Source organism: Streptomyces sp. NBC_00464 (assembly GCF_036013915.1).
Taxonomy (GTDB): domain Bacteria; phylum Actinomycetota; class Actinomycetes; order Streptomycetales; family Streptomycetaceae; genus Streptomyces.
The window spans coordinates 2,204,889-2,231,697 of record NZ_CP107899.1 but is presented as its reverse complement, the minus strand read 5'-3'; the positions used below and the strand labels follow the sequence as shown (position 1 = coordinate 2,231,697).

Genomic DNA, 26,809 nt, shown 5'->3' with positions numbered 1-26,809 from the left:
AGGACCGTTGGTCGCTATGAGGGGCGAACCCAGTTGCCCGAAGTGTGGAGGCCGGGTCAAGGCGCCCGGTTTCTTCGACGACACCTGGCAGTGCGACGTGCACGGCAGCGTGCACCCGATGCAGCCGGTCATCCCGCCCAGCGTCGAAGGACTCGGGGTGGTGGTGCACCGCGCCCAGGTGCCCGTGTGGATGCCCTGGCCGCTGCCCGTCGGCTGGCTGTTCACCGGTGTCGCGGCCGCGGGGGACGACCGCAGCGGTGGCCGGGCCACCGCCGTCGCCTGTTCCGGACCGGGGCCGCTCGGCGGAATCGGTGAGCTGCTGCTCGTCGCCGAGGAGCTCGGCGTCGGACTCGGGGCGCGGTACGCCGGGATCGACGGCCCGGACCCGGGCCCGCTGCTGCGGGTCGACGGGCCGCCGGACGTCAAGGTGCTCGCCGCCGGCCGTCCGACCCCGCTCTGGCACGTGAAGGACGCCCCCGCCGACCGGGCGGTCTTCGCCGGTGAGGCGCGCGGGCTCTGGCTGTGGGCGATCGTCTGGCCCGAGCAGTCGGGACTGCTGATGTACGACGAGCTGGTGCTGACCGATCTGCGCGACGCCGGGGGAGAGGTCGACCTGGTGCCCTGCGGCGCGCTCACGCCCCGGCTGCTGACGGGACCCTGAGCGGGCCGGAACGGGCCCACCCGCCGGTTATCCTTGAGCGTCCCCCCACCCGGCTGCGAGCACTGGAGTACGTGTCGTGCGCATCGACCTGCACACCCACTCCACCGCGTCGGACGGTACGGACACCCCCGCCGAGCTGGTGCGCAACGCAGCCGCCGCGGGCCTCGACGTCGTCGCCCTCACCGACCACGACACCGTCCGCGGTCACGCGGCGGCGAGGGCCGCGCTGCCCGGGGGCCTCACCCTGGTCACCGGCGCCGAGCTCTCCTGCCGCATCGACGGCGTGGGGCTCCACATGCTGGCGTACCTCTTCGACCCCGACGAGCCCGAGCTGGCGCGCGAGCGCGAGCTGGTGCGCGACGACCGGGTGCCGCGCGCGCAGACCATGGTGCGCAAGCTCCGGGAGCTGGGCGTCCCGGTCGAGTGGGAACAGGTCGCACGGATCGCCGGGGACGGCTCGGTCGGGCGGCCGCACATCGCCACCGCCCTCGTCGAGCTCGGCGTCGTCGAGACCGTCTCCGACGCCTTCACGCCCGAGTGGCTCGCCGACGGCGGACGCGCGTACGCGGAGAAGCACGAACTCGACCCCTTCGATGCGATCCGGCTGGTCAAGGCCGCCGGCGGCGTCACCGTCTTCGCCCACCCCGCCGCCGTCAAACGCGGCGAGGTGGTCCCCGAGTCGTCGATAGCGGCGCTTGCCGCCGCGGGGCTCGACGGCATCGAGGTCGACCACATGGACCACGACGGGCCGACCCGGGCCCGGCTGCGCGGACTCGCCCGCGAGCTCGGTCTGCTCACCACCGGGTCCAGCGACTACCACGGCAGCCGCAAGACCGTGGCGCTCGGCGAGTACACCACCGACCCGGAGATCTACGGCGAGATCACCCGGCGCGCCACGGGAGCCTTCCCAGTGCCGGGGGCCGGCGGACCCGCCGCCCCGTAACAGCCCACGCGCCACCCCTACACGTACGCGCCCGCGCCGCAGCGCGCCCGCGTGACGCGCGCTCGTCCCCGCCCCACGTCACGGCCGCCGGTCCGGCAGGCCCGCGGGGGCGCCTGCCCCCACCGCATTTCCGCTCTCTCCTCGCAAGGCTCACTGTGTTCGACGTCGCTGTCTTCGGATCCCTTTTTCTCACCCTTTTTGTGATTATGGATCCGCCCGGGATCACCCCGATCTTCCTCGCCCTCACCGCAGGCCGTCCCGCCCGGATGCAGCGCAAAATGGCGTTGCAGGCGGTCGCCGTCGCCTTCGGTGTGATCGCCGTCTTCGGGCTGCTCGGCCAGCAGATCCTGGACTATCTGCATGTCTCCGTCCCCGCACTGATGATCGCGGGCGGACTGCTCCTGCTGCTGATCGCGCTCGATCTGCTGACCGGCAAGACCGACGAGCCGACGCAGACCAAGGACGTCAACGTCGCACTCGTCCCCCTCGGCATGCCGCTGCTCGCGGGTCCCGGAGCGATCGTCTCGGTGATCCTCGCGGTGCAGCACGCCGACACCGTCGGCAGCCAGATCTCGGTCTGGACGGCGATCATCACCATGCACGTCGTGCTCTGGCTGACGATGCGCTACTCGCTGCTGATCATCCGGGTGATCAAGGACGGCGGCGTCGTGCTGGTCACCAGGCTCGCCGGCATGATGCTGTCCGCCATCGCCGTCCAGCAGATCATCAACGGCGTCACCCAGGTCATCCAGAACGCCTGACCCGGCCCCGGACACCACAGCGCCCCCGTACGGATCTTCCGTACGGGGGCGCTTCGCGTCTTTATACGTCGGCGTCTTTTTTACGTCGGCAATGCGTTACGAAGCCGAGCTTTCGGCCGGGCGGATATAGATGCGCTGGCCGATTGCTGCGGCCTGCTGCACGATCCGGTTGACGGAGGCGGCGTCCACGACGGTGCTGTCCACGGCGGTACCGTCGACATCGTCGAGTCGCATGATCTCGAAGCGCATATGGCTTCCCTTCGTCTGATCCTCCTGCTGGAGAACTACTGGGAGGACGGGGGACCCGTCCGCAAGGATGTGGAGCGCACAGGCATCCCTGTCCCGCGCCCCACGGTGTGTACAACGGCTTGCCCCCTGCAATCATTCCCTACGCTAAGGAAATTTTTTGGATGTCTAAGTACCAGCAGGTAACTGAGCATGCGCGGACAACGGTTTCCGCGACGAGGCCCGCATGAACGAGGCAGAGATCGGCGACCGCCTGGACCGCACCAACGAACTGCTCCAGCGCGTGCTCGCCGAGGTGTCGAAGACCCCGTCCACCCACGCGATCTTCGTGGACGCGGGCTATGTGTACGCCGCGGCCGGGCTGCTCGTCACCGGTACCGAGGACCGGCGCTCCTTCGACCTCGACTCCGAAGGGCTGATCGAGGCCTTCATCGACAAGGCCCGCACCATCTTCGCGGACAGCAGACTGCTGCGCGTGTACTGGTACGACGGGGCCAGGCGCCGGATCCACACCGTCGAGCAGCAGTCCATCGCCGAACTCCCCGACGTCAAGGTCAGGCTGGGCAACCTCAACGCCAACAACCAGCAGAAGGGCGTCGACTCACTCATCCGCACCGACCTCGAATCCCTGGCCCGCCACCGCGCCATCAGCGATGCCGCGCTGGTCGGCGGCGACGAGGACCTGGTGTCGGCCGTCGAGGCCGCGCAGGGGTACGGGGCCCGGGTCCACCTGTGGGGCATCGAGGCCGGGGAGGGGCGCAACCAGGCCGAACCGCTGCTCTGGGAGGTCGACAGCCAGCGCACCTTCGACCTCGACTTCTGCCGCCCGTACGTGACCAGACGTCCCGTCACCACCTATGAGGAGGACGCCCCCGCGCCCTCGCGCGAGGACGTCCGCTTCGTCGGTGCGCAGATCGCGGCCACCTGGCTCTCCGCCCGCGGCCGCGAGTCCCTTGCCGACCTGCTGCCGGGGCATCCGTATCTGCCGGGCTCCGTCGACCAGGACCTGCTGGTCGAGGCCGAGCGGCTGCTCCAGCACTCGCTGCGCGGCCACGCCCATCTGCGCCGGGCACTGCGTGACGGCTTCTGGCAGCACCTTCAGGCGCAGTACTGACATCGGCCGCCCCCGCGGGGGCCGTCCGTGTCCTCGCAGCCGCCTACAGGCCGTCCCAGAAGGCAACGAGGGCAGCCGCCGTCGGTCCCGGCCGGTCCGTGTTGGGGGAGTGCTCGGCGCCCTCGATCCGGGTCCGGTGCGCGCCGAGGCGTACCGCGGTCTCGTCGAGCTGCGGGACCGGCCAGACGTCGTCGCGTTCGCCGGAGATGACATGGACCGGCAGCCCCGTGGCGGCGAGCTCGGCCACCCGGTCCGGTTCGGTGGCGAGCTGGCGGCCGGTGGCGATCAGCTGCGCGGGGCGGTGGCGCAGCCAGCGCCGCCGCAGCTCCTCGCCGCCCGTCTCGGCCTCGGCCGGCGGATCGAAGGCCCGCATGGCGGCCCAGACGTCGTCCATGCTCATCGTGGCGAGCGCGTCACCGAGGATCTTCAGCTTGATCTGCTGGGCCTCGACGACCTCGGCGGGCCCGGAGGACATCAGGGTGAGCGAACGGAACGGTGCGGAGTCCAGGAGTACTGCGGCGCGTGCGATCTGTCCGCCGAGCGAGTGGCCGAGCAGGTCGACCGCACCGTCCCCGAGGCCGAGTGCCGCTGTCTGTGCGAGCACGTCCCGGGCCAACTCGCCCTGGGTGTAGGACTCCTGACGGTCCGTTCCGTCGCTCTCGTACTGTCCGCGCCCGTCGACCGTGACGGCGCGGTAGCCGGCGTGGGCGAGCGGTTGCAGCAGCGCGATGAAGTCCTCCTTGCTGCCGGTGTACCCGGGCAGCAGGAGGACGGTGCCCCGTGATCGCGTAGGAGGCGCCGCGTCCAGCACGGCGAAGTCCCCGCGCTCGGTGTGCAGCGCGCGGGGACGGGCGCAGGGGGGCGGGGTGAAGGTGGGTGGCCTGCTCATGGCACGAGGTTACGACCGCGGGGGAGGTCCGTCATGCCGTGGAACGCCGGACGGGCCCGAGTCGATGACTCGGGCCCGTCCGGCGATCCTTGACGCGTGGTGCGCGCTCAGCCCTCGGACTTGGCGGCAGCCGTCCGCGGCGCCCGGCGCCGGCGCGGCTTGGCCTCGCCCTCGGCGGCCGGTGCCTGGGCCACGGCCTCCGTCTTCGGCTTCGCGGCCGCACGGGGGCGGCGGCGCGGCCTGTCCGACTCGGGCTCGGCGATCGGAGCGATCTGGAAGTCGACCTCGTCCTCGGCGGGCTTGATCACCCGGGCACGGCGGCGCGGCTTGGTCACCGTCGCGGCGGCGGGCGCGGGCTCGGCCACGGGAGCGGTCTGGAAGTCGACCTCCTCCGTCACCGGCTTGACGACCCGGGCACGGCGGCGGCGCGGCTTCGTCTCGGCCGCCGGCTCCGTCTCGGTCTCCGGCGCCGTCCGGGCGTCGATCACGACTTCGGCGTCGACCACGACCTCGGCCTTCGCCTTGGCCGCCCTGGTCCTCGTCCGCTTCTTCGGCTCGGCCTCGGGTGCGGGCTCGATGTCGACGACCACGGCCGGAGCCTCGGCCACGGCCACCGCGGCCTCGGCTGCGATGTCCGCGGCACCGACACGGCCGCGCCGGCGACGGCGCGGGGTGCGCGGCTCGGACGGGCCGTCAGTGGCCTCGGGAGCCTCGACGGCCTCCGTGGCAGGTGCGGGCACCGTCACGGCGCCCTCCTCGGCACTGGAGCCGCCCCGGGTGCGACGACGCTGACGCGGCGTACGCGGAGCACGCTCCTCGCGGACCGCGGGGGCCGACGCGGCGGCGGACTTGCGGCCGCGGCCGCCCGTCTCGCCGAGGTCCTCGACCTCTTCGGCCCGCAGACCGGCACGGGTCCGCTCGGTACGCGGCAGGACACCCTTGGTGCCGGCCGGGATGTCGAGCTCCTCGTACAGGTGGGGCGACGTGGAGTACGTCTCGGGCGGGTCCGGGAACTTCAGGTCCAGGGCCTTGTTGATCAGCTGCCAGCGCGGGATGTCGTCCCAGTCGACCAGCGTGATCGCGATGCCCTTGGCACCCGCGCGGCCGGTCCGGCCGATCCGGTGCAGATAGGTCTTCTCGTCCTCGGGCGACTGGTAGTTGATGACGTGGGTGACACCCTCGACATCGATACCGCGGGCCGCGACGTCGGTGCAGACGAGCACGTCGACCTTGCCGTTGCGGAAGGCGCGGAGCGCCTGCTCGCGGGCGCCCTGGCCGAGGTCGCCGTGGACCGCGCCGGAGGCGAAACCGCGCTTCTCCAGCTGCTCGGCGATGTCGGCCGCGGTGCGCTTGGTGCGGCAGAAGATCATCGCGAGTCCGCGGCCGTTGGCCTGGAGGATCCGCGAGACCATCTCGGGCTTGTCCATGTTGTGCGCGCGGTAGACGTACTGCGCGGTGTTCTTGACGGTCGTGCCCTCGTCGTCGGGCGACGTGGCGTTGATGTGCGTCGGCTGCGACATGTAGCGGCGCGCGAGGCTGATGACCGCGCCCGGCATGGTCGCCGAGAACAGCATCGTCTGGCGCTTCGCCGGCAGCATCGTGATGATGCGCTCGACGTCGGGCAGGAAGCCCAGGTCGAGCATCTCGTCGGCCTCGTCGAGGACGAGGGCGCGGACCTTCGACAGGTCGAGCTTGCGCTGGCCGGCCAGGTCGAGCAGACGGCCCGGGGTGCCGACGATCACGTCGACGCCCTTCTTGAGGGCCTCGACCTGGGGCTCGTACGCCCGGCCGCCGTAGATGGCGAGAACGCGGACGTTACGCACCTTGCCGGCGGTCAGCAGGTCGTTGGTGACCTGCTGACAGAGCTCGCGGGTGGGGACGACGATCAGCGCCTGCGGGGCGTCGGTCAGCTTCTCGGGCTGGGCCCGGCCTGCCTCGACGTCCGCGAGGACGGTGACGCGCTCCAGCAGCGGCAGGCCGAAACCGAGCGTCTTGCCGGTGCCGGTCTTGGCCTGCCCGATGACATCGGAGCCGGAGAGCGCTACAGGGAGCGTCATCTCCTGGATGGGGAAGGGGGACGTGATGCCGACAGCCTCAAGGGCTTCGGCCGTCTCGGAAAGGATCCCGAGGTCTCGGAACGTAGTCAGGGTGCTGCCTCTTCTGTGAAACGCAGTCCGAGGCGAACGAAGGGGGTCGTACCGTGCCGGGGTTGGTCATCCGGCCGTGGATGGGCCGGGTGGCGCGGGACCACTGCCGTCGCTCGAGCGCTCGTGCCGCTGAGGGGGCCCCTCATCTGCGGTCGTACGTGTCGTACGCACCGCGTGGAGGGCTGTCGGGTCGGAGCCGATCGGGCCACCGACCGGGCATCCTCATTCAATTTCGCGCAACGAGCAGTTGCAAAATGCTCAGTAAGCGCAATACCACTGTACCCCGGATTCGCGCATCTGTGTTGGGCGAATTCATCGGAACGGTGTGACGTCAGCCGGTGGCCGGGCCGCTGCACCCCCCGGCGGGCGGGCTATTCTGCGCTCCATGGAGACGCCTGACAACGCCACGGAAACCCCCGCATCCACCAAAATCGCCGACCAGGACTGGGCCACCGCGTCCGCGGAGCCGCAGTACCGGGCCGCCGTCGTCGACCTTCTGGGAGCACTCGCCTACGGGGAACTGGCAGCCTTCGAGCGGCTCGCCGAGGACGCGAAACTCGCGCCGACCCTGGCCGACAAGGCGGAGCTGGCGAAGATGGCCTCCGCGGAATTCCATCACTTCGAGCGGTTGACCGACCGGCTGACCGCGATCGAGGTGGAGCCGACCGGCGCCATGGAGCCGTTCGCCAAGGCCCTCGACGACTTCCACCGCATGACCGCGCCATCGGACTGGCTGGAGGGCCTGGTGAAGGCCTACGTCGGCGACTCGATCGCCAGCGACTTCTACCGCGAGGTCGCGGCCCGGCTCGACTCGGACACCCGCTCCCTCGTCCTCGCCGTCCTCGACGACACGGGGCACGGGAACTTCGCCGTCGAGAAGGTCCGCGCCGCGATCGAGGCGGACCCGAGGCTCGGAGGCCGGCTCGCGCTGTGGGCGCGGCGGCTGATGGGCGAGGCGCTCTCGCAGGCGCAGCGCGTGGTGGCAGACCGTGACGCGCTGTCGACCATGCTGGTGGGCGGGGTGGCCGACGGATTCGACCTGGCCGAGGTCGGCCGGATGTTCTCCCGGATCACCGAGGCGCACACCAAGCGGATGGCCGCCCTGGGGCTGGCGGCCTAGGGCCCTCTCTCCCGGCGGCGACGGCGGCGGCGTCAGGCCGCCGCCGACCGGCCGAGCCGGCGGCGACGGGGCCTCAGCAACAGGGACAGCGTCACCGCGGAGATCAGCACCGAGCCCACCAGGGTGGCCGCGGCGTGGCCCGACCCCAGCACCGAGTGCGTGAGCCAGGCACCGAACAGGGCCCCCAGCGCACCGGTGCCGAGCACGGCGCGGCGGGACGGGAGCCGTGGCGACAGGGCGCGCAGGGCCGCCCAGGAGAGGGCGAGTCCGAGTACGACGGAGCCCAGGGTTTCCAAGATCACAGGTGATCACCTCGCAGGTGCGGGGGCGGGCAAATCGGTCGTAGGCGGTACTACCCCCGGGCAACGGTGGACAACCCTCCCGCGGACAGGCTTCGCTCAGCCGCCGCACAGGAATCCGCGGACAGGCTTCGCTCAGCCGCCGCACAGGGGACGGCCCACCGGCGGGGCGGACCTGCCGCACGGGGGGCACGACGGAAAGCGGCCCGGCGGGGAATTCCCCACCGGGCCGCTTCCACGGTCTCTGCGTCCGTGCGTGCCGCTACAGCGCGCCGAACCCCACCCGTCGTGTGCTGGGCTCGCCGATCTCCACGTAGGCGATCCGGTCGGCCGGCACCAGGACCTTGCGGCCCTTCTCGTCCGTGAGGCTGAGCAGCTGCGCCTTGCCGGCGAGAGCCTCGGAAACCGCGCTCTCGACCTCTTCGGCGGAAAGCCCGCTCTCCAGAACGATCTCCCGGGGCGTGTGCTGCACCCCGATCTTGACCTCCACGGCTATGTCCCTCCGACGGTCAGTCCCTGCGCGGTGAACCGCGCCGTACGCAGCACACATTAGCCCGCTGAGGGGACCGGGCAGGGTTCCGCGGGCAACGCCCGCAGCGAACACCGGTGCCGGCCGCCCCGCTCAGTGCTGATCGATGCCGTGCAGCGGGAAGCCCGCGATGCCCCGCCAGGCCAGCGAGGTGAGGAGCTGCACCGCCGTGTCGCGCGGAATCGTGGACCCGCTGGAGAGCCAGTAGCGGGCGACCACCTGGGACACGCCTCCCAGCCCGACCGCGAGCAGCATCGACTCGTCCTTGGACAGCCCCGTGTCACCCGCGATCACGTCGGAGATCGCCTCGGCACACTGGAGCGAGACCCGGTCGACCCGTTCGCGGACGGAGGGCTCGTTGGTCAGGTCCGACTCGAAGACCAGCCGGAAGGCGCCGCCCTCGTCCTGGACGTACGCGAAGTAGGCGTCCATCGTCGCGGCCACGCGCAGCTTGTTGTCGGTCGTCGACGCCAGCGCCGTGCGCACCGACAGGAGCAGTGCCTCGCAGTGCTGGTCGAGGAGGGCCAGATAGAGCTCCAGCTTGCCCGGGAAGTGCTGGTAGAGCACCGGCTTGCTGACCCCGGCCCGCTCCGCGATGTCGTCCATCGCCGCGGAGTGGTACCCCTGCGCGACGAAGACCTCCTGCGCAGCCCCCAGGAGCTGATTGCGTCGGGCGCGGCGGGGCAAACGAGTGCCCCGCGGGCGCGCCGCCTCGGTCTGCTCGATGGCTGTCACGCCGCCTCCCAAAATTGTGATCCGACCCAGCAATTCCGTGCACGCTGCGCCCTACTGACATCGTACTTTTGGGTAACCCCGGTATGCGCGGCGCGGACGCAGAATTTCACGGACCGGACGAGTGCGGTAGCCACAGGTTCCACGCCCTGAGCCGCATAGCGGGGCGTATCAGCGGTAATCGTCCTCATCTTGTGGGACGACCCGGGCCTGCTCCACCGCATCCGCCTCGTTCGCGCGGTCCCGGTCGACGTCCGCCGGCGGTTCGTCGTCCTGCGGACGAAGGTCCTTCCGCTGCTCGGCGGCGTCCGCGTCGGGTGTCTCCTGGTCGGGTTCGTCCGGCTGGACGCCCTCGAAGGTCTCCGGGTCACTGGGGTCGACCGTCATGGTGACTCCCTTCCTTGCTCCGAGCCTAGGAGCTGCCCCCCGAAGCCGCCATGCGGTCTGTGACGGCGAACACATGAACCAGGGTGTGATCGTCTCGTAACATTGCCGCATGTCTTCGACCGAGCTGCCGGGAGTCCGTGCCGCCGCCGCAGCGGTGGCCCCCACGGTGAGCGCCGTCAGAGTCGCGGAGGGGGAGAGGCTTCGCTCCGTCACGCTGCCCGGGCTGACGCTGACCGTCCGTTCGCGGCCGCCGGAGCGGACCGGACTGCCGCCCGCGCTCTTCGTGCACGGGCTGGGCGGCTCCTCGCAGAACTGGACCGCGCTGATGCCGCTGCTCCAGGACGTGGTGGACAGCGAGGCGCTCGACCTGCCCGGTTTCGGGGACTCCCCGCCGCCGGACGACGGCAACTACTCGGTCACCGGCCACGCCCGCGCGGTGATCCGCTTCCTTGACGCCGGGGAGCGCGGCCCCGTTCACCTGATCGGCAACTCGCTGGGCGGGGCGGTGGCGACGCGGGTCGCCGCGGTCCGTCCCGACCTGGTGCGCACCCTCACCCTGATCTCGCCCGCGCTCCCCGAGATCCGGGTGCAGTGGTCGGCCGCGCCGACCGCACTGCTCGCCGTTCCGGGCATCGTGTCCCTGTTCGCCCGGATGAGCCGGGACTGGAGCGCGGAAGAACGCACCCGCGGAGTCATGGCACTCTGTTACGGCGATCCGGCACGTGTCTCCGCGGACGCCTTCCGTCACGCGGTGGCCGAAATGGAGCGGCGGCTGGCGCTGCCGTACTTCTGGGACGCGATGGCGCGCTCGGCACGTGGCATCGTCGACGCGTACACGCTGGGCGGTCAGCACGGGCTGTGGCGCCAGGCCGAGCGGGTGCTCGCACCGACCCAGCTCGTGTACGGCGGACGGGACAGGCTCGTCTCGCCCCGGATGGCACGCAGGGCGTCCGCGGCCTTTCGCGATGCGAGACTGCTGACACTGCCCGATGCCGGGCACGTGGCAATGATGGAGTACCCGGAGACGGTCGCCCAGGCGTTCCGGGAACTGCTCGACGAATGCGGCGGGAGCTGATCCGGGGCGTGGGACGACACAGCCGAAAGGGCCCTGCGCCCACGGCGCCCGAGTCCGGGCCGGACGGGGCGAACGCGGAAGCGGTGCGCGAGGGCGCCCGCCCCGCCGCCGGCAGCGGCCGGCGCAGACGGCCCGGTGACGGGGCTCCCGGCACCGATGGCCACACCCCGTTCCAGGGCACTCCCCAGGTGCGCGGCGGCCATCCCGAACAGCGTGAACCCGGCGGCGGCTGGGGGACCGGACCCGTCGGGCGGTACGGCGAACGGCCGGCCCAGCCGCCGGGACGGCTGCCGCAGGGGTCGCGGAGTCCGCAGGCTTCGCAGGCGCCCCGGGATGCGCAGGGGGCCGCTACCAGGCCTCTGGTGCCGGGGCCGCGGCGCGAGTTCGTCGACGCCTTCGACGGCCCGCCCGCCGCGGCCGCACCCCGCCGCCCGGCCGCGAACCCCTCCGGTCCGGCGGATCCGTACCGCTCGGTCACCGAGTGGGACGAGCGCCCGCCGGATACGGACGAGGCCGCGGAGGCTCCTGGCAAAGACGCCAAAGAAGCCAAAGAAGCCAAGGGCGCCAAAGAAGCCAAGGGCAACAAGGGCCGCACTTTCACCGGCATCGCCGCGGCCGCGGTGACAACCGTGCTCGCGGTGGTCGTGGCGGGTCAGGTCGCCCACGACAGCGGCAGCCGGTCCGGCACCGCGCAGGCCGCGGGCGTGGACCGGGACGCCGAGGGTGACGCCTCACGCTCCGACGCCCGGACGACCCCCGCCCCCAAGGCGGCGGCGGTCAAGCCCCTTTCGTACGAGCAGAAAATGGCCAGGGCCTATCCGCTCGCGCCGAAGCTGACCGCTTCGGGGAAATTCGAGGCGATCGCCGGTACGGCGAAGGCTCCGGGCAAGGGGCACAGGTACCGCTATCGGATCGATGTCGAGAAGGGGCTCGGACTCGACCCCGCGCTTTTTGCCGAGGCGGTACAGAAAACCCTTAATGATGACCGGAGTTGGGCGCACGACGGCGACATGACCTTCGAACGGATTTCCGTCGGGGAGCCGGATTTCGTGATCACGCTGGCCAGTCCGGGGACCACGGGCGAGTGGTGCGAGAAGTCGGGTCTGGACACGACGGAGGACAACGTCTCCTGTGACTCCGCAGCGACTGAGCGCGTGATGATCAACGCCTACCGCTGGGCCCAGGGCTCCTCCACCTTCGGGCCGGACAAGCTTTTCGCCTATCGCCAGATGCTGATCAATCACGAAGTCGGCCACCGGCTGGGCCACAACCATGTGAGCTGCGGCACGAAGGGTGCCCTCGCTCCGGTGATGCAGCAGCAGACCAAGTCGCTCGACATCGACGGCATCAAGTGCCGCCCCAACCCTTGGGTGTACCCGAAGGGTTGAGTCCAGGCGGGGTCTGCCGGGCCGGTCGGCCGGATCACCCCGGGCGGGCTCGCGGGAGCGGCTCGTGGAGCATCTTCTCCCGACGACTGTCCGCATGGTGAGATGGTCGTCTCATATTGTGTTGACATCGGATCGGCCGTGGCCGATATTTCTCGGCATGTCACGCAGCCTCGTCACCTCCGATCGCGCCGCCATTGAGCTGGCGCTCATCGGCGTGACCGGGCACAGCGTCGCCGACATCGACTGTTGCTGACGCCTGCCCGCGTGCGCGTCGGCCCCTCCGAGCCCTGATGGCCCGGACCGCCCTTCCCCGACTGCCGCGCCCGGGCGTACTCCGTCCGCAGGCGCGGCAGTTCCAGTGTTCCGGTCACCCTTACTCGTTCCGACCGGTCGTGTGCACATGCCTCTCGTCGCCGCCTGCGCGGAATCACCTTCCGTTTCCCTCATTCAGGCAGTACTCCGAGAGGTCATCTTCCGATGCGTCATCCGTCCGTCATATCGCGCCGCACAGCAGCGGCCGCCGCAGTACTCCTTGTGGCAGCGGGCGCCGCGGCCTGCGGACCCGAGGGCAGCAGCAAGGGCAGCGACGGCGCCTCCGGCGCAACGGGCGCGCCCAAGAAGGGCGGCACGCTCACCGTCCTCAACAGCGCCCCGCAGGACGACTTCGACCCCGCACGGCTCTACACCTCCGGCGGCGGCAACGTCCCCTCCCTCGTCTTCCGTACGCTCACCACCCGCAACCGGGAGGACGGCGCCGCGGGCTCGAAGGTCGTCCCCGACCTGGCGACCGACCTGGGCACGCCCAGCAAGAACGCCACCGTCTGGACGTACACCCTCAAGGACGGCATCAAGTACGAGGACGGCACCGCGATCACGAGTGCCGACATCAAGTACGGCATCGAGCGCTCCTTCGCCGCAGAGCTCTCCGGCGGTGCGCCCTACCTGCGTGACTGGCTGATCGGCGGGGCCGACTACCAGGGCCCGTACAAGGACAAGAAGGGCCTCGACTCGATCGAGACGCCCGACGCGAAGACGATCGTCTTCCACCTCAACAAGCCCGAGGGCGAGTTCCCCTTCCTGGCCACCCAGACCCAGACCACCCCGGTGCCGAAGGCCAAGGACACCGGCACGAAGTACGAGGAGCACCCGCTCTCCTCGGGGCCGTACAAGGTCGTCAAGAACGAGGGCGACGGCGAACGGCTCATCCTGGAGCGCAACACGCACTGGTCGGCCGCCACCGACGAGGAGCGCAAGGCCTACCCGGACCGGATCGACGTCCGCTCCGGGCTCGACTCCGCCGTCATCAACCAGCGGCTGTCCGCCTCGCAGGGCGCCGACGCCGCGGCCGTCACCACCGACACCAACCTCGGCCCGGCCGAGCTCGCCAAGGTCAGCGGCGACAAGAAGCTCGCAGCCCGCGTCGGCACCGGCCACTTCGGCTACACGAACTACATCGCCTTCAACCCGAAGGTGAAGCCGTTCGACAACCCGAAGGTGCGTCAGGCCATCTCGTACGCCGTCGACCGCACCTCCGTGGTCAACGCCGCCGGCGGTTCCTCGCTCGCCGAGCCCGCCACCACCTTCCTGCCCGACCAGGCATCCTTCGGCTACACGCCGTACGACTCCTTCCCGGCAGGCAAGAACGGCAACGCGGCCAAGGCCAAGGAGCTGCTGAAGGAGGCCGGTTATCCCAAGGGGCTGACCGTCACCCTCACGCACAACAACGACAAGAACTTCGAGACGAGCCCGGAGATCGCCACCGCGCTCCAGGAGGCGCTGAAGAAGGCCGGCATCACGGTCAAGCTCCAGGGCCTGGAGAACAACGCCTACTCGGACACCGTCTACAACGTGAAGACCGAGCCCGGCTTCTTCCTCGGCGGCTGGGGTGCCGACTGGCCCTCCGGCGGTCCGTTCTTCGCCCCGATCTTCGACGGACGCCAGATCGTCAAGGCCGGGTACAACTTCAACTCCGCCCAGTTCGACGACCCCGCGGTCAACAAGGAGATCGACGAGATCAACAAGCTGACCGACCTGGGCGCCGCCGCCAAGCGCTGGGGTGCGCTCGACAAGAAGGTCGGTGAGCAGGCGCTGACCGTGCCGCTGTTCCACCCGGTCTACAAGCGCCTGTACGGCGAGTCCGTGAAGAACGTCGTGATCAGCGACTGGACCGGCGTGCTCGACATCTCGCAGGTCGCGGTCAAGTAGCCATGGCCGAAGCACTGCTGGTCCAGGAGGCGGGGGCCGTCCGGGCCCCCGCCCCCGGGGCCCATCCGTTCTGGCGGCGGCTGCGCGCCCGCCGCGCCGCCCTCGTGGCGGCGGCCGTCGTCGCCCTGCTGGTCCTCCTCGCGCTCGCCGCACCCCTGCTCACGGGCATCGAGGGCCAGAACCCCACCACGTACCACCCCGACCTCGTCGACTCGGCCACCGGCGGGGTGCCGCTCGGCTCCTTCGGCGGGATCAGCGCCGAGCACTGGCTCGGCGTCGAACCGCTCACCGGCCGCGACCTGTTCGCCCGCGTCGCCTACGGCGCCCGCGTCTCGCTCGGCGTCGCGCTCGGAGCGACCCTGCTCCAGGTGGCCATCGGTGTCGTCATCGGCCTCTCGGCCGGCCTCGGCAACCGCTTCGTCGACCAGGCGCTGAGCCGGATCACCGACGTCGTGGTTGCCCTGCCGGTGATGGTGACCGCGCTCGGCGCGCTCGCCGTCGTCCCGGCAGGCTTCCCCCGCCCGGTGCTGATCTCCGTCATCGTCGGCCTGGTCGGCTGGTCCGGCATCTCGAAGATCGTGCGCGCGCAGACCCTGTCCCTCAAGTCGCGCGACCACGTCGCGGCCGCCCGGCTCAGCGGCTGGGGCTCCTGGCAGATCGCCCGGCGCGAACTGCTGCCCGCCCTGGCCGCGCCCGTCATCACATACGCCGTCCTGCTCTTCCCCGGCAACATCGTCGTCGAGGCGGCCCTGTCCTTCCTCGGCGTCGGCATCAAGCCGCCCACGCCGTCCTGGGGACAGATGCTCAGCGACGCCGACACCTGGTACCAGGCGGCGCCCACCTATCTGCTCATCCCGGCCCTGCTGCTCTTCGTCACCGTGCTGGCGCTCACCGTCCTCGGCGAGGGCGTGCGCACCGCACTCGACCCGCGCGCCGCATCCCGGCTGCGGATCGGCACCGGCGCCAAGAAGGAGGCCGGAGCATGAGCGGGTTCCTGCTGCGACGCCTGGGCGGGGCGCTGTTCGTCCTTCTCGCCCTGAGCGTCGTCGTCTACGCCGCCTTCTACGTCGCCCCCGGCAACGTGGCGCAGATCGCCTGCGGACCGCGCTGCTCGCCCGCGCAGGTCGCCCAGGTCAGCGAGCAATTGCGTCTCGGCGACCCGGTGTACGTGCAGTACGCGCACTTCCTCCAGGCCCTGGTCGCCGGCCGCGACTACTCCACCGGAACCGGTGTGGTGCACTGCCAGGCCCCGTGCCTGGGACTCTCGTACCAGAGCGGTCAGCAGGTCACCCAGCTGATCGTCGCCAAGCTGCCCGCCACCGCCTCGCTGGCCGTCGGCGCGTTCGTGCTGTGGATGGTCCTCGGGGTCGGCACCGGGGTGCTCTCGGTGTGGCGGCGCGGCCGTGTCACCGAGCGCATCCTCACCGGGATCACCCTGGCCGGCATGGCCACGCCCGTCTTCGTGATCGGGCTGCTGCTGATCATCATCTGCGTCACGGCGCTTCAGATCCTGCCGTTCCCCGACTACGTCCCCCTCACCGAGAACCCGGAGCAGTGGGCCTGGAACCTGCTGCTGCCCTGGATCTCGCTCGCGCTCATCTCCGCAGCCCCGTACGCCCGGATGACCCGGGCCTCGATGCTGGAGACGCTCGCCGAGGACCATGTGCGCACCTTCAGGGCGTACGGCGTCGGCGAGCGGACGATCGTCGGACGGCACGCCCTGCGCGGCGCGCTGGCCCCGGTGATCGCACTCGGCGCACTCGATGTCGGCTCGATGTTCGGCGGCGCCGTGCTCACCGAGTCCCTCTTCGGGATTCCCGGCGTCGGCCGCGAACTCGTGGAGGCCGTCAAGCAGGTGGACCTCCCGGTCGTCGTCGGTCTGGTGCTCGTCACCGGATTCTTCGTCGTCCTTGCCAATGCCGTCGCCGACATCCTCCAGGCGATGGCCGACCGACGGGTGGTGCTCTCATGAGTCTGGTCGAGGTCACCGATCTCTCCATCTCGTTCGGCGACGTGCACGCGGTGCGCGGACTGTCGTTCTCGCTGGAGGCGGGTGGCGCGCTCGGCGTCGTCGGCGAGTCCGGCTCCGGCAAGAGCGCCTCGGCGTACGCCCTGCTCGGACTGCACCGGGGGACCGGTGCGAAGGTCGGCGGCTCGATCCGGGTCGCCGGCGTGGACGTCCAGGCCGCCGGGGGCGCCGAACTGCGCGGGATGCGGGGGGCGAAGGCCGCGATGGTCTTCCAGGACCCCCTCTCCTCGCTGGACCCGTACTACGCGGTCGGCGACCAGATCGCCCAGGTGTACCGGGTCCACCACCGTGTCTCCCGGCGGGCCGGGCGGGCCAGGGCCGTCGAGGTGCTGGACCGGGTCGGGATCCCCGACGCGGTACGCCGCTCCCGGTCCCGGCCGCACGAGTTCTCCGGCGGTATGCGGCAGCGGGCCCTGATCGCGATGGCGCTGGCCTGCGAGCCCCAGCTGCTGATCGCCGACGAGCCGACGACCGCGCTGGACGTCACCGTCCAGGCCCAGATCCTGGACCTGCTGCACGACCTGCGCCGCGAGACGGGCATGGGGCTGCTGCTGGTCACCCATGACGTGGGCGTGGCGGCCGAGTCGGTGGACGAGGTGCTCGTCATGCGGTCGGGCCGCGCCGTGGAACGCGGGCCGGTGGCCGAGGTGCTCGGCGCGCCCCGCGAGCCGTACACGAAGGCGCTGTTGTCAGCCGTGCCGCGCATCGCCCCGGAGGTGCGGGGCGCCACCGGCGAGGGCCGGCAGGCGACCCCCGAGGGAGAAGTGCTGGTCCGGGCCGAGGACGTGCGGCAGGTGTTCGGCCGGGGGAAGTCCGCCCTGGCCGCCGTCGACGGGGTCTCCCTCACCGTCCGCCGCGGCGAGACGCTCGGCATCGTCGGTGAGAGCGGCAGCGGCAAGACCACCCTCGGGCGGATGCTCGTCGGTCTGCTGGAGCCCACCTCCGGGCGGCTCACCCGGGTGGACCGGGTGCAGATGGTCTTCCAGGACCCGGTCTCCTCGCTCAACCCGCGCCGTTCCGTCGGGGAGTCGGTCGCCGACCCGCTGCGGGCGCGCGGGCAGCGCGACGAGGGAGCGATCAGGGCGCGCGTACGGGATCTGCTGGAGCGCGTCGGACTCGACCCGGAGCAGTACGACCGCTACCCGCACGAGTTCAGCGGCGGCCAGCGCCAACGCGTCGGCATCGCGCGGGCCCTGGCCGCCGAACCCGAGCTCATCGTCTGTGACGAGGCGGTCTCCGCGCTCGACGTGACGACCCAGGCCCAGGTGACCGCCCTGCTGGCGGAGCTCCAGCAGGAGCTCGGACTCGCCCTGGTCTTCATCGCGCACGACCTCGCTGTCGTACGGCAGGTCAGTGACCGGGTCGCCGTCATGCGGCGGGGCCGGATCGTCGAGGAGGGCCCGGTGGAGCAGGTGTACGCGGATCCCCGCGACCCGTACACCCGGCAGCTGCTGGCAGCCGTGCCGGCCCTCGATCCGGCCCTCGCGGCGGTGCGCCGCGCGGCCCGCAGGGAGCTGGCCGCAGCCTGACAGCAGGTGACCCACCGCTTCTATAGCGCGACAGAACGCTACCGGGGTGGGAAAGTTACGCCGGTTCACCCCTTTCGGTGGTGCGACGGACAACCGTCCGTCGCACCACCGGCGTATCCGCTTACGGTCGTCCCGCTGCGAGTCGCCGATCCAACGGCGGCCGCTCACAAGGGAGATCGGGGGTGCGCTCGTGCGGATCGGACTGCTCACCGACGGTGGCTATCCGTATGCGTCCGGTGAGTCCAGACTCTGGTGCGACCGTCTGGTGCGCGGGCTCGCGCAGCACGAGTTCGATCTCTTCGCGCTCAGCCGCAGCGCCGAGCAGGAGGCGCAGGGCTGGGTGCAGCTCCCGGTCCAGGTCAGCCGGGTGCGGACGGCGCCCCTGTGGACCGCCGACGAGGACACCCTCGGCCTCCACGCCCCCAGAGGACTGCTCTCGCGGTTGCTGACCGGCGGGGGCGCACGGACGTACGGGCGGCGCGAACGGCGGCGCTTCATCACCCACTTCACGGCGCTCGCGGCCTCGGTGTGCGTGGCGGGTGCGACGGGCGGCGAGCAGGAAGGCGCGGGCGAGGGTGCCGGTCGCGGCGGGGCCGCCGGCGTGGACCCGGCCCGTGTGGCACCGGCCGGAGTGGACCCGGCCCGTGTGGCACCGGCCGGAGTGGACCTGCGGATCGCGGACGAGCAGTTCACCGAAGGCCTCTACGGGCTCGCCGAACTGGCCTGCGAGCACGGTGGACTTCCCGCCGCCCTCCGCTCCGAGACCGCGGTGCGGATCCTCGAGGCCGCCTGCCGCGCCCATGGCACCGGACGCACCGTCCAGTCCGCCACCGTCCCCGATCTCCTCGCCTTCGCCGCGGAGCTCGACCGGGTGCTGCGCCCGCTCTCCCTCGACTGGTACGACGAGGAGAGCCTCGGCGCCGTCGATCTCTGCCATGCCGCGTCGGGCGGCGCCGCCGCACTGCCGGGGCTGCTGGCCAAGCGCTTCTTCGGGGTGCCGCTGCTCGTCACCGAGCACGCCGTGCAGTTGCGCGCCCACTACCTCGCGGACACCGGTGCGCCGGTGAGTGCGCCGGTACGCACGCTGCTCGCGAACTTCCACGGGCGGCTCGCCGCCGAGGTGTACCGGCAGGCCGCGCTGATCACCCCCGGCAACACCCACGCCCGCCGCTGGCAGGAGCGCTGCGGCGCCGAACCCGCCAAGGTGCGCACGGTCTATCCCGGCATGGAGTCCGGCCGCTTCGCGGCGCTCGGCGAGAGCGAGGACGACGGTGGCCCGGACACGTTGGTCTGGGTCGGCCGGATCGAGCCGGCCAAGGACCTGATCGCTCTGCTGCACGCCTTCGCCGAGGTGCGCAGGGCCGAGCCCGACGCCCGGCTGCGCATCATCGGTGCGGCGGCCCAGGGGGCGGAAGGCGCCGGTTATCTCGCCCACTGCCGGGCGCTCGCTGACCAGTTGTTCCCCGACGAGGCCGTGGACGCGCACGCCGTCGGCGACAGCCCGGTGTCCTTCGAGGACATCGGCGGGGCCGAGGTCCCCGATCTCGTCCAGGCGTACGCGGCGGGCGGGGTGGTGGTGCTCTCCAGCGTGGTCGAGGGCTTCCCGATCAGTCTGGTCGAGGCGATGTTCTGCGGCCGGGCGACGGTGTCCACGGACGTCGGCGCGGTCGTCGAGGTCATCGGCGGTACGGGACTGGTGGTGCCCCCGCGCAATCCGCGGGCGCTCGCGGACGCCTGCCTGGCTCTGCTGCGCGACCCGGAGCGCCGTGCGCGCCTGGGAGCGGCGGCGCGCGCCCGTGCACTCGAACTTTTCACTGTCGAACAGAACCTCGCGGCATTTCGCGGCATTTACCTGGAGCTGATCTCGCAGGCGCCGGTGCGCAGGGAGGCGGCGCGGGCCGCCGACGGCGGGCCGCGCCCCTTCGCCACCCCGCCGGAGGCTCACGTCCTCGGTCTGTGGCCGGCGCCGGGAGACGACTCCGAATCCGACCCGGGTCCGGCCGGGCGGACGCCCAGCTGGGCCGTGCAGGGCGTCGGCGCGGGAGCGTGCGGCGCGGGGGACGGCGATGCGTGACCAGGAGCCGGCCGCGCCGGGCCGCACGAACCGACCGGGACCGACCGGTGCACCCGGCGCGATCGCTGCCCTGGGTGACGAGCACGGAGGAACGAGGATGGGCCGCCCGACCGAAGTGCCCGAGGCGCTCGGAACGCCGATGACCAGCAGCAACGGGGACCACCGCTCATGGGCGTCGGCCTCCGGCACCCTGCTCGCGGACGTCTCCGAACCGGCGTGGGGGCTGTCCGCCGCCCCGCTGGACGGGGCGGAGAGCGCATCACCGGACGTTGCCGGGAGCGCGCCGCCGCACGGGGCGGAGAGCGTGCCGCTGGACGACGCCGGGAGCGGGCCACGCCCAGACGGCGCCGCGCCCGCGCACGCCCCGTCCGCCGCGCCCGAGCCGACCTCCAGCCCCGCGCCCCCCGCGCCCCCCGCGCCCCCCGCGCCCCCCGCACCCCCCGAAGCCGTCGACGACGCATCCCCCGACCGCGAGGACGTCGACGACGCATCCCTCGACCCCGACCCCGAGGACGAGGCGCCTGCCATGCCCCCCGCCCCCGAGCACCGATCGCCGGGCTCGGCGCCCCCCTTGGACTCGACAAACTCGGCAGGCCCGGCAGGCCCGGCAGGCCCGGCAGGCGAGGCAGGCCCGGCAGACCCGACGCCCCCCGACACCCCCGCACAGCGCCCCACCCCCCGCGCTCCCGAGGTCGCCCACGCGGCTCCTGCGCGCAAACTCGCCACCGGGCGGCGCGGGCCCGCCGATCCCGTGAAATCCCTGATGCACCGGCACCGTGAGCTCTGCGAACGTGCCGTCGACCCGCTGGAGATCGCCGCCGGGCTCGAGGCCCACGGAGTCACCGACCGCACCGCAGCCCGCTACCGGCACCGCGACGTGTTCTCGCTGGCCGAGGAGCTGTTCGCACGGGTCCCGGCTGTCGCGGGGGAGCCCGTGGACGCGTCCTGCACCCCGGCGCGCGACATCGAGACGCGCGCCGCGTGGTCGCTCCGGGCCCTGCTGCCGGGCGCCGCCTGTCTCGCGACCTTCGTCGCGCTGCGGCTCACTGAGGGGGTGCTCGACGGCGGGGCGCGGCTCGCCATCGGCACCGGCGGCGGTCTCCTCGCGCTCATCGGGCTCGCACTCGCCCTGCGTACCGGCCCCCTCTGCGCCGACGGCCGCTCGTCGGGCGCCGCCGGCCTGTTCGGCTGCTGGCTGCTCGGCTACGTCCTGTACGGCGACGCGCTGCTCCACCAGGTCCTCAGCGGCGGCCCCGAAGGCCCCTGGGACATCACCCCGGCGCCGCTGCTCGGCCTCGCCGTGGCGGTCGCTCCCGCAGCCTGGTGCGCCCACCTCTTCTCCGTACACGCGCACCGCAAACTCAACGGCAGCCGTGCGCTGGAGGAGTTCGCCGCAGGTGTGCGCCCCCTGCTGTTCGCCGCTGTCGCCTTCTTCCTCTGCGTCCTCGGCGGGCTGCTGTACCTGGCCGGGCTCGGGATCGGCTCAGGCGGATCCCCCGTCGGGGCCGCGGCACTGGGCGTGCTGCTTCTGCTCGCCCGCCTCCTCACCGTCCACGGCTTCCCCGAACCGGCCGCCACCGGCCTCGCCGCAGCCTGTGCCGTCGAGGCCGCCGCCCCCGCCCTCGTCCTGGCCGGGCGGCTGCCCGGCCTCGACGCCCTCGCCCGCCCCGTCGACGCGCTCGTCGCGGCGGCGGGCACCGGGGCCGTGCCCGCTGTCGCCTGCGGCGCGGCCGCCCTCGGCCTGCTGACCACCGCCACCGTCGCCCTCTCCCGGGCATCCGCCCACACCGCCGCCTGATCCCGCACACCAGAACCCCCGTGGAGCCGACGCCGCGGGCCTCTTCCCGTACCGCACACAACTGCCCCAAGGAGACACCGGACATGACCCCCCAATACCCCGCACCGGCAGCCCGCCGTCGGCACCGAGGGGACGCGCGATGAGGGTGCTGCTGCTCGGAGCCAACGGATTCCTCGGCCGGTTCGTGGCCGACCGGCTGCTCGCCGACCCCGCCGTCCACCTCACGGCGCTCGGCCGCGGCGACGACGCCGACGTACGGTTCGACCTCGCCGGCGGCAGCCCCGGAGCGCTCACCCGCTTCCTGGACGCCGTCCACCCCGGAGTCGTCGTCAACTGCGCCGGTGCCACCCGGGGCGGGGCCCGCGACCTGACCCGTCACAACACCGTCGCCGTCGCCACCGTCTGCGAGGCGATGCGGCGCAGCGGCTGCACCGCCCGGCTGGTCCAGGTCGGCTGCTCCTCGGAGTACGGACCTTCGCAGCCCGGCTCGTCCACGGCCGAGGACGCCATCCCGCGCCCCGGCGGCCCGTACGGTGTCAGCAAGCTCGCCGCCACCGAACTCGTCCTCGGCTCCGGCCTCGACGCGATCGTGCTCCGGGTGTTCTCGCCGGTCGGCCCCGGCACTCCGGCCGGCTCCCCGCTCGGCCGGCTCGCCGAGGCCATGCGACGCGCCATGCAGTCGGGCGACGGTGAGCTGAAGCTCAGCGGCCTCGGTGTACAGCGTGACTTCGTCGACGTGCGCGATGTCGCACGCGCCGTGCACGCGGCCTCGCTCTCCGCCGCACAGGGAGTCGTCAACATCGGCACCGGCCGGGCCGTGCGCCTGCGCGACGCCGCGGCCGTCCTCGCCAAGGTCGCCGGATACGCGGGTGCTCTCCATGAGCTGGACACGCCTCCCGCGCGCCTGCCCATCGGCGCCCCGCGCACCTCCGCCGAATCGGTCATGGAACACCTCGCGGTCACCCCGTCCCCCTACCCGGACGGCTGCGGTGCCTGGCAGCAGGCCGACGTGCGCACCGCCAGGGACCGGCTCGGCTGGCGGCCCCGGATCAATCTGGAGGAGTCCCTCGCCGACATCTGGATGGAGGCGGCGTGCCGTATCTGACCAGTACCGGCACCGCCCGTCGCACCAGCGGCGCCGAACAGCTCGGCTTCGGCGTCCCCGGGTACGCGCACCCGCTGCTCGCACCGGTCGAATGGGCCGAACTCGCCCGCCCCGGCACACCGCTGCACTGGGCCGTCCTCGACATCGACAACGGCCCCGGCAGCCGCCCCGACCCGCACTGCCTGGAAGCCGCGGGCCGGCTCCGCAACGCCCGCGAACGGGCCGTGCACGGCGAGGAACCGTTCGACTCCGTGCGGGCCTCGGCCGGACGGCTGCTCGGCCGGCTCGACCTGGCCCACGGCAGCCGCCCCTTCGGCGATCTGGTCGCCGACGCGCGGTCCTACCTGGACTGGTACCGCGTCGACGGCTTCTATCTGAACCGCTGTCCGGCCGGGCGCCCCGACCTCCCGGCCGTACGCCGTCTCACCAGCACCCTCTCCGCCCTCCTGGCGGACAGCGACAGTGCGCAGTACGGCGGGCGTCTCGTGCTCGGGCACGACACCCATCCGTATCCGGGTTACGCGGAGGCCGCCGACCAGCTCGTCACCTTCCGCGGCGCGTGGACCGACTACCGCTGGTCGCAGGTGGCGGAGTGGACCGCCGCCTATCCGCCCGGCCGTTTCGCCCACTTCGTCCACGGTGTCCCGCGTACCCATCTGGAGGAGGCGATGCGCATCGCCCGCTGGCAGGGTGCCGGGACGATCTTCTTCACGGACCGCAGCGGAGAGGCGGATCCCGGAAACGGGCGGGGACAAAGCGATCCATTCGCGACTCTGCCCAGGTACTGGGACGAAATCGTCTCGCGGATCGGACCTGGTATCTCGGAATGAGAGGGGGCGTGGCAGTGTTACCGCAAGAACAACCGTACGTAGTCGAAGTACGTAGAAACCGACCACCTGCATTGTTGAGGTTCCTGTGTCGCTGCCACCCCTGGTCGAGCCAGCTGCTGAGCTCACCGTCGACGAGGTCCGCAGGTACTCCCGCCACCTGATCATCCCGGATGTCGGGATGGACGGGCAGAAGCGGCTGAAGAACGCGAAGGTGCTCTGTGTGGGCGCCGGCGGTCTCGGCTCGCCGGCGCTGATGTACCTGGCCGCCGCCGGTGTCGGAACGCTCGGCATCGTGGAGTTCGACGAGGTCGACGAGTCGAACCTGCAGCGCCAGATCATCCACAGCCAGGCCGACATCGGCCGGTCCAAGGCCCAGTCCGCCAAGGACTCGGTGCTGGGCATCAACCCGCTGGTGAACGTGATCCTTCACGAGGAACGGCTCGAAGCCGAGAACGTGATGGAGATCTTCGCCCAGTACGACCTGATCGTGGACGGCACGGACAACTTCGCCACCCGCTATCTCGTCAACGACGCCGCGGTGCTCCTGAACAAGCCGTACGTCTGGGGTTCCATCTACCGTTTCGACGGCCAGGCGTCCGTCTTCTGGTCCGAGCACGGTCCCTGCTACCGCTGCCTCTACCCGGAGCCGCCGCCCCCCGGCATGGTTCCGTCCTGCGCCGAGGGCGGTGTCCTGGGCGTGCTCTGCGCGTCCATCGGCTCCATCCAGGTCAACGAGGCCATCAAGCTGCTCGCCGGCATCGGCGACCCGCTCGTCGGCCGGCTGATGATCTACGACGCGCTGGAGATGCAGTACCGCCAGGTCAAGGTCCGCAAGGACCCCGACTGCGCGGTCTGCGGTGAGAACCCGACCGTCACCGAGCTCATCGACTACGAGGCCTTCTGCGGCGTCGTGTCCGAGGAGGCCCAGGAGGCGGCGCTCGGCTCCACGATCACTCCCAAGCAGCTCAAGGAGTGGATCGACGCGGACGAGAAGATCGAGCTGATCGACGTCCGTGAGCCGAACGAGTTCGAGATCGTCTCGATCCCCGGCGCCAAGCTGATCCCGAAGAACGAGTTCCTGATGGGCAACGCCCTCCAGGACCTCCCTCAGGACAGGCGCATCGTCCTGAACTGCAAGACCGGTGTCCGCAGCGCCGAGGTCCTCGCGGTCCTCAAGTCGGCGGGCTTCGCCGACGCGGTGCACGTCGGCGGCGGCGTGATCGGCTGGGTCAACACGATCGAGCCCGAGAAGCCGGTGTACTAGAGGCTGAACGCTTCGAAGGGGCCGGACCGCATCACGCGGACCGGCCCCTTCGGCGTGTGCACCGTCCCGCTACGAGCAGGTCTTGCCGTCCGCCGGCACCTTCCCGTCCAGGAAGTAGTTGTCCACCGTCGACGTCACACAGCTGCTCACGCCGTAGGCGCCGTGTCCCTCGCCCTTGTTGGTGAGCAGGACGCCGACACCCTTGCCGAGCTCGTCCGCCATCTTGCGCGCACCCTCGTACGGCGTCGCCGGGTCGCCCGTGGTCCCCACGACCAGGATCGGACCGGCGCCCGGAGCGCTCGCCTCCGGAGTGTCGTGCTCGCCCGCCACCGGCCAGTCGGAGCACCAGCCCGCGGTGTCCCAGGCCAGGAACGGGCCGAAGACCGGGGACAGCTTCTTGAACTCGGGCAGCAGCGCCTTCGCCTCGGCCGCCGTCGGCCTGGCCTTGCTGTCCGCACAGGAGATGGCGCGCTGCGAGTGGTTCTGGGTGTCGTAACGGCCGTTCTCGTCACGGCCGTTGTACGAGTCGGCGAGCTGCAGCAGCATGGAGCCGGTGCCGCTCTCCGCCTCGTCCAGGGCCTGCGTGAGCGTCGGCCAGCCGTCCTTGGAGTAGAGCGGCATCACGATGCCGGTGATCGCCAGCGACTCGTTGAGCTCGCGGCCCGTACCGGTCGGCAGTGGCTTGGCGTCGATCCGCTTCAGCAGCGCGGCGATGCGCTGCGTCCCCTTCGCGGGGTCCTGGCCGCGGTCCTTGAGGTAGTTCTCCAGTGCCCGCTGGAAGCCGGTGGCCTGGTTCCGGGCGTGACCGGTGGAGTCCGCGGTCGGGTCGACGACGGCGTCGAAGACGGTGCGACCGACCTTCGCCGGGAAGAGGTGCGCGTAGGTGCCGCCCAGCTCGGTGCCGTACGACATGCCGAAGTACGTCAGCTTCTTGTCGCCGAGGACCTCGCGGATCAGATCCATGTCCCGGGCGGCGTTCGTCGTGCCGACGAACGGCAGGACCTTGCCGGAGCGGCGCTCGCAGCCCGCGCCGAAGCCGGCGCCGTCCTTCATGAACGCCGACTCCTCGGCCGCGGTGTCCGGCGTCATGTCGACCTTCCGGTAGGAGATCTCCTGCTCCTGGTCCGTGCGGCACCGCACCCCGGCGCTCCCGGCCACCCCGCGCGGATCGAAACCCACCAGGTCGTAGCGGGTGTTGAGGGCCCCGTACGAACCGGCGGCGCGCGGCAGGATGGAGACGCCCGAGCCGCCGGGACCGCCGAAGTTGAACAGCATCGAGCCGAGCCGCCGGCCCTTGCTCCGGGCCTCCTTGCGGATGAGCGCGATCCCGATCGTGTCGCCGTCCGGCTTCGTGTAGTCGAGCGGGACCTTGACCGTCGTACAGCGCCAGGCCGAGCCCGGGGCGCTGCCGCCCTCGGGGGCCTTGCAGCTGTTCCAGTCCAGGCGCTGCGAGGTGAGGGAGGTGGGCAGGGGCTTCGCGCTCTCCTCGGGCGACGGGGCGGCGGACGGCGAGGCCGCCGATGCCGTGGCGCCGTCCGCCCGCTTGCCCGGCTTGTCGTCCGTGCCGTCCTCGCAGCCCGCGAGCACCCCCGTCAGCAGCAGTGCGGCGGCGGCCAGCGCCCCGGCCCGTCCGTATGCGACCACGTGTACGTCCCTCCCCGATCGTGCCTGCCCGTCCGGCAGT

Annotated in this window: 25 protein-coding genes; 17 read left to right on the top strand and 8 right to left on the bottom strand. The window is 71.7% G+C overall.

Annotated features, from left to right (window positions below; genetic code table 11):
* Positions 1–16 precede the first annotated feature (16 nt).
* The 3 genes from OG912_RS09590 (at position 17) to OG912_RS09580 (ending at position 2,365) form a co-directional block, all read left to right on the top strand.
* Positions 17–661 carry a DUF6758 family protein gene (locus OG912_RS09590; RefSeq protein ID WP_326738578.1) on the top strand — a complete coding sequence of 215 codons (645 nt, stop codon included), beginning with the start codon at positions 17–19 and terminating at the stop codon, positions 659–661.
* Between the two features lie 76 nt (positions 662–737).
* On the top strand, positions 738–1,604 hold the full coding sequence (locus OG912_RS09585; protein WP_327708980.1) for a PHP domain-containing protein: 867 nt from the start codon (positions 738–740) through the stop codon (positions 1,602–1,604).
* Between the two features lie 155 nt (positions 1,605–1,759).
* Entirely contained in the window at positions 1,760–2,365 is a 606-nt protein-coding gene (locus tag OG912_RS09580) for a MarC family protein (protein WP_326738580.1), read from the top strand.
* 96 nt (positions 2,366–2,461) lie between these two features.
* Here OG912_RS09580 and OG912_RS09575 read toward each other — a convergent pair whose 3' ends face one another.
* On the bottom strand, positions 2,462–2,614 hold the full coding sequence (locus OG912_RS09575) for a hypothetical protein (protein WP_198676864.1): 153 nt from the start codon (positions 2,612–2,614) through the stop codon (positions 2,462–2,464).
* A gap of 223 nt (positions 2,615–2,837) precedes the next feature.
* Between OG912_RS09575 and OG912_RS09570 the strand changes: the two genes are divergently transcribed.
* Positions 2,838–3,725: an NYN domain-containing protein gene (locus tag OG912_RS09570; protein WP_326738581.1), complete on the top strand. Its 888-nt coding sequence runs from the start codon at positions 2,838–2,840 to the stop codon at positions 3,723–3,725.
* 43 nt (positions 3,726–3,768) lie between these two features.
* Here the strand turns inward: OG912_RS09570 and OG912_RS09565 are convergent, their stop codons facing one another.
* Positions 3,769–4,614: an alpha/beta fold hydrolase gene (locus tag OG912_RS09565; RefSeq protein WP_327708979.1), complete on the bottom strand. Its 846-nt coding sequence runs from the start codon at positions 4,612–4,614 to the stop codon at positions 3,769–3,771.
* Positions 4,615–4,721: 107 nt separating this feature from the next.
* Positions 4,722–6,671, bottom strand: a complete 1,950-nt coding sequence (locus OG912_RS09560; RefSeq protein WP_327708978.1) for a DEAD/DEAH box helicase — start codon at positions 6,669–6,671, stop codon at positions 4,722–4,724.
* A gap of 475 nt (positions 6,672–7,146) precedes the next feature.
* Between OG912_RS09560 and OG912_RS09555 the strand changes: the two genes are divergently transcribed.
* Complete coding sequence (locus OG912_RS09555) at positions 7,147–7,881, top strand: ferritin-like fold-containing protein (protein ID WP_326738584.1); 735 nt, start codon at positions 7,147–7,149, stop codon at positions 7,879–7,881.
* Positions 7,882–7,913: 32 nt separating this feature from the next.
* Here the strand turns inward: OG912_RS09555 and OG912_RS09550 are convergent, their stop codons facing one another.
* The 4 genes from OG912_RS09550 to OG912_RS09535 all read right to left on the bottom strand — a co-directional run bounded on the left by OG912_RS09550 (position 7,914) and on the right by OG912_RS09535 (position 9,828).
* Positions 7,914–8,183 carry a hypothetical protein gene (locus tag OG912_RS09550; protein ID WP_326738585.1) on the bottom strand — a complete coding sequence of 90 codons (270 nt, stop codon included), beginning with the start codon at positions 8,181–8,183 and terminating at the stop codon, positions 7,914–7,916.
* 259 nt (positions 8,184–8,442) lie between these two features.
* A complete protein-coding gene (locus tag OG912_RS09545) occupies positions 8,443–8,670 on the bottom strand; it encodes a DUF3107 domain-containing protein (RefSeq protein ID WP_024490505.1) in 228 nt (75 codons plus the stop codon).
* 132 nt (positions 8,671–8,802) lie between these two features.
* Positions 8,803–9,444: a TetR/AcrR family transcriptional regulator gene (locus OG912_RS09540; RefSeq protein ID WP_326738586.1), complete on the bottom strand. Its 642-nt coding sequence runs from the start codon at positions 9,442–9,444 to the stop codon at positions 8,803–8,805.
* A gap of 168 nt (positions 9,445–9,612) precedes the next feature.
* Complete coding sequence (locus tag OG912_RS09535) at positions 9,613–9,828, bottom strand: hypothetical protein (protein WP_327708977.1); 216 nt, start codon at positions 9,826–9,828, stop codon at positions 9,613–9,615.
* 109 nt (positions 9,829–9,937) lie between these two features.
* Between OG912_RS09535 and OG912_RS09530 the strand changes: the two genes are divergently transcribed.
* From OG912_RS09530 to moeZ, 12 genes are all read left to right on the top strand, one after another.
* On the top strand, positions 9,938–10,903 hold the full coding sequence (locus OG912_RS09530; protein WP_327708975.1) for an alpha/beta fold hydrolase: 966 nt from the start codon (positions 9,938–9,940) through the stop codon (positions 10,901–10,903).
* Complete coding sequence (locus OG912_RS09525; RefSeq protein WP_327708974.1) at positions 10,888–12,291, top strand: DUF3152 domain-containing protein; 1,404 nt, start codon at positions 10,888–10,890, stop codon at positions 12,289–12,291. The genes OG912_RS09530 and OG912_RS09525 overlap by 16 nt, the downstream gene beginning before the upstream one ends.
* 157 nt (positions 12,292–12,448) lie before the next feature.
* A complete protein-coding gene (locus OG912_RS09520; RefSeq protein ID WP_326738590.1) occupies positions 12,449–12,544 on the top strand; it encodes an Ms4533A family Cys-rich leader peptide in 96 nt (31 codons plus the stop codon).
* Positions 12,545–12,768: 224 nt separating this feature from the next.
* Positions 12,769–14,496 (top strand): ABC transporter substrate-binding protein, encoded by a 1,728-nt coding sequence (locus OG912_RS09515; RefSeq protein ID WP_327708973.1) that lies wholly within the window; start codon positions 12,769–12,771, stop codon positions 14,494–14,496.
* Positions 14,497–14,498: 2 nt separating this feature from the next.
* Positions 14,499–15,482, top strand: a complete 984-nt coding sequence (locus tag OG912_RS09510) for an ABC transporter permease (RefSeq protein WP_327708972.1) — start codon at positions 14,499–14,501, stop codon at positions 15,480–15,482.
* Positions 15,479–16,468 (top strand): ABC transporter permease, encoded by a 990-nt coding sequence (locus OG912_RS09505; protein ID WP_326738593.1) that lies wholly within the window; start codon positions 15,479–15,481, stop codon positions 16,466–16,468. Before OG912_RS09510 ends, OG912_RS09505 begins: the two co-directional genes overlap by 4 nt.
* Positions 16,465–18,054 (top strand): ABC transporter ATP-binding protein, encoded by a 1,590-nt coding sequence (locus OG912_RS09500; RefSeq protein WP_327708971.1) that lies wholly within the window; start codon positions 16,465–16,467, stop codon positions 18,052–18,054. The genes OG912_RS09505 and OG912_RS09500 overlap by 4 nt, the downstream gene beginning before the upstream one ends.
* 190 nt (positions 18,055–18,244) lie before the next feature.
* Positions 18,245–20,128, top strand: coding sequence for a DUF3492 domain-containing protein (locus OG912_RS09495; RefSeq protein ID WP_327708970.1), 1,884 nt, complete (start codon positions 18,245–18,247; stop codon positions 20,126–20,128).
* Between the two features lie 526 nt (positions 20,129–20,654).
* On the top strand, positions 20,655–21,926 hold the full coding sequence (locus OG912_RS09490) for a hypothetical protein (RefSeq protein ID WP_443061079.1): 1,272 nt from the start codon (positions 20,655–20,657) through the stop codon (positions 21,924–21,926).
* A gap of 139 nt (positions 21,927–22,065) precedes the next feature.
* Complete coding sequence (locus OG912_RS09485; RefSeq protein ID WP_327708969.1) at positions 22,066–23,031, top strand: NAD-dependent epimerase/dehydratase family protein; 966 nt, start codon at positions 22,066–22,068, stop codon at positions 23,029–23,031.
* Positions 23,019–23,861 carry a spherulation-specific family 4 protein gene (locus OG912_RS09480; RefSeq protein ID WP_327708968.1) on the top strand — a complete coding sequence of 281 codons (843 nt, stop codon included), beginning with the start codon at positions 23,019–23,021 and terminating at the stop codon, positions 23,859–23,861. The genes OG912_RS09485 and OG912_RS09480 overlap by 13 nt, the downstream gene beginning before the upstream one ends.
* 85 nt (positions 23,862–23,946) lie before the next feature.
* A complete protein-coding gene (gene moeZ, locus OG912_RS09475; protein ID WP_326738598.1) occupies positions 23,947–25,125 on the top strand; it encodes an adenylyltransferase/sulfurtransferase MoeZ in 1,179 nt (392 codons plus the stop codon).
* 69 nt (positions 25,126–25,194) lie between these two features.
* On the opposite strand, the gene OG912_RS09470 is transcribed toward moeZ, so the two are convergent.
* Positions 25,195–26,769, bottom strand: a complete 1,575-nt coding sequence (locus OG912_RS09470; protein ID WP_327708967.1) for an alpha/beta hydrolase — start codon at positions 26,767–26,769, stop codon at positions 25,195–25,197.
* Positions 26,770–26,809 lie beyond the last annotated feature (40 nt).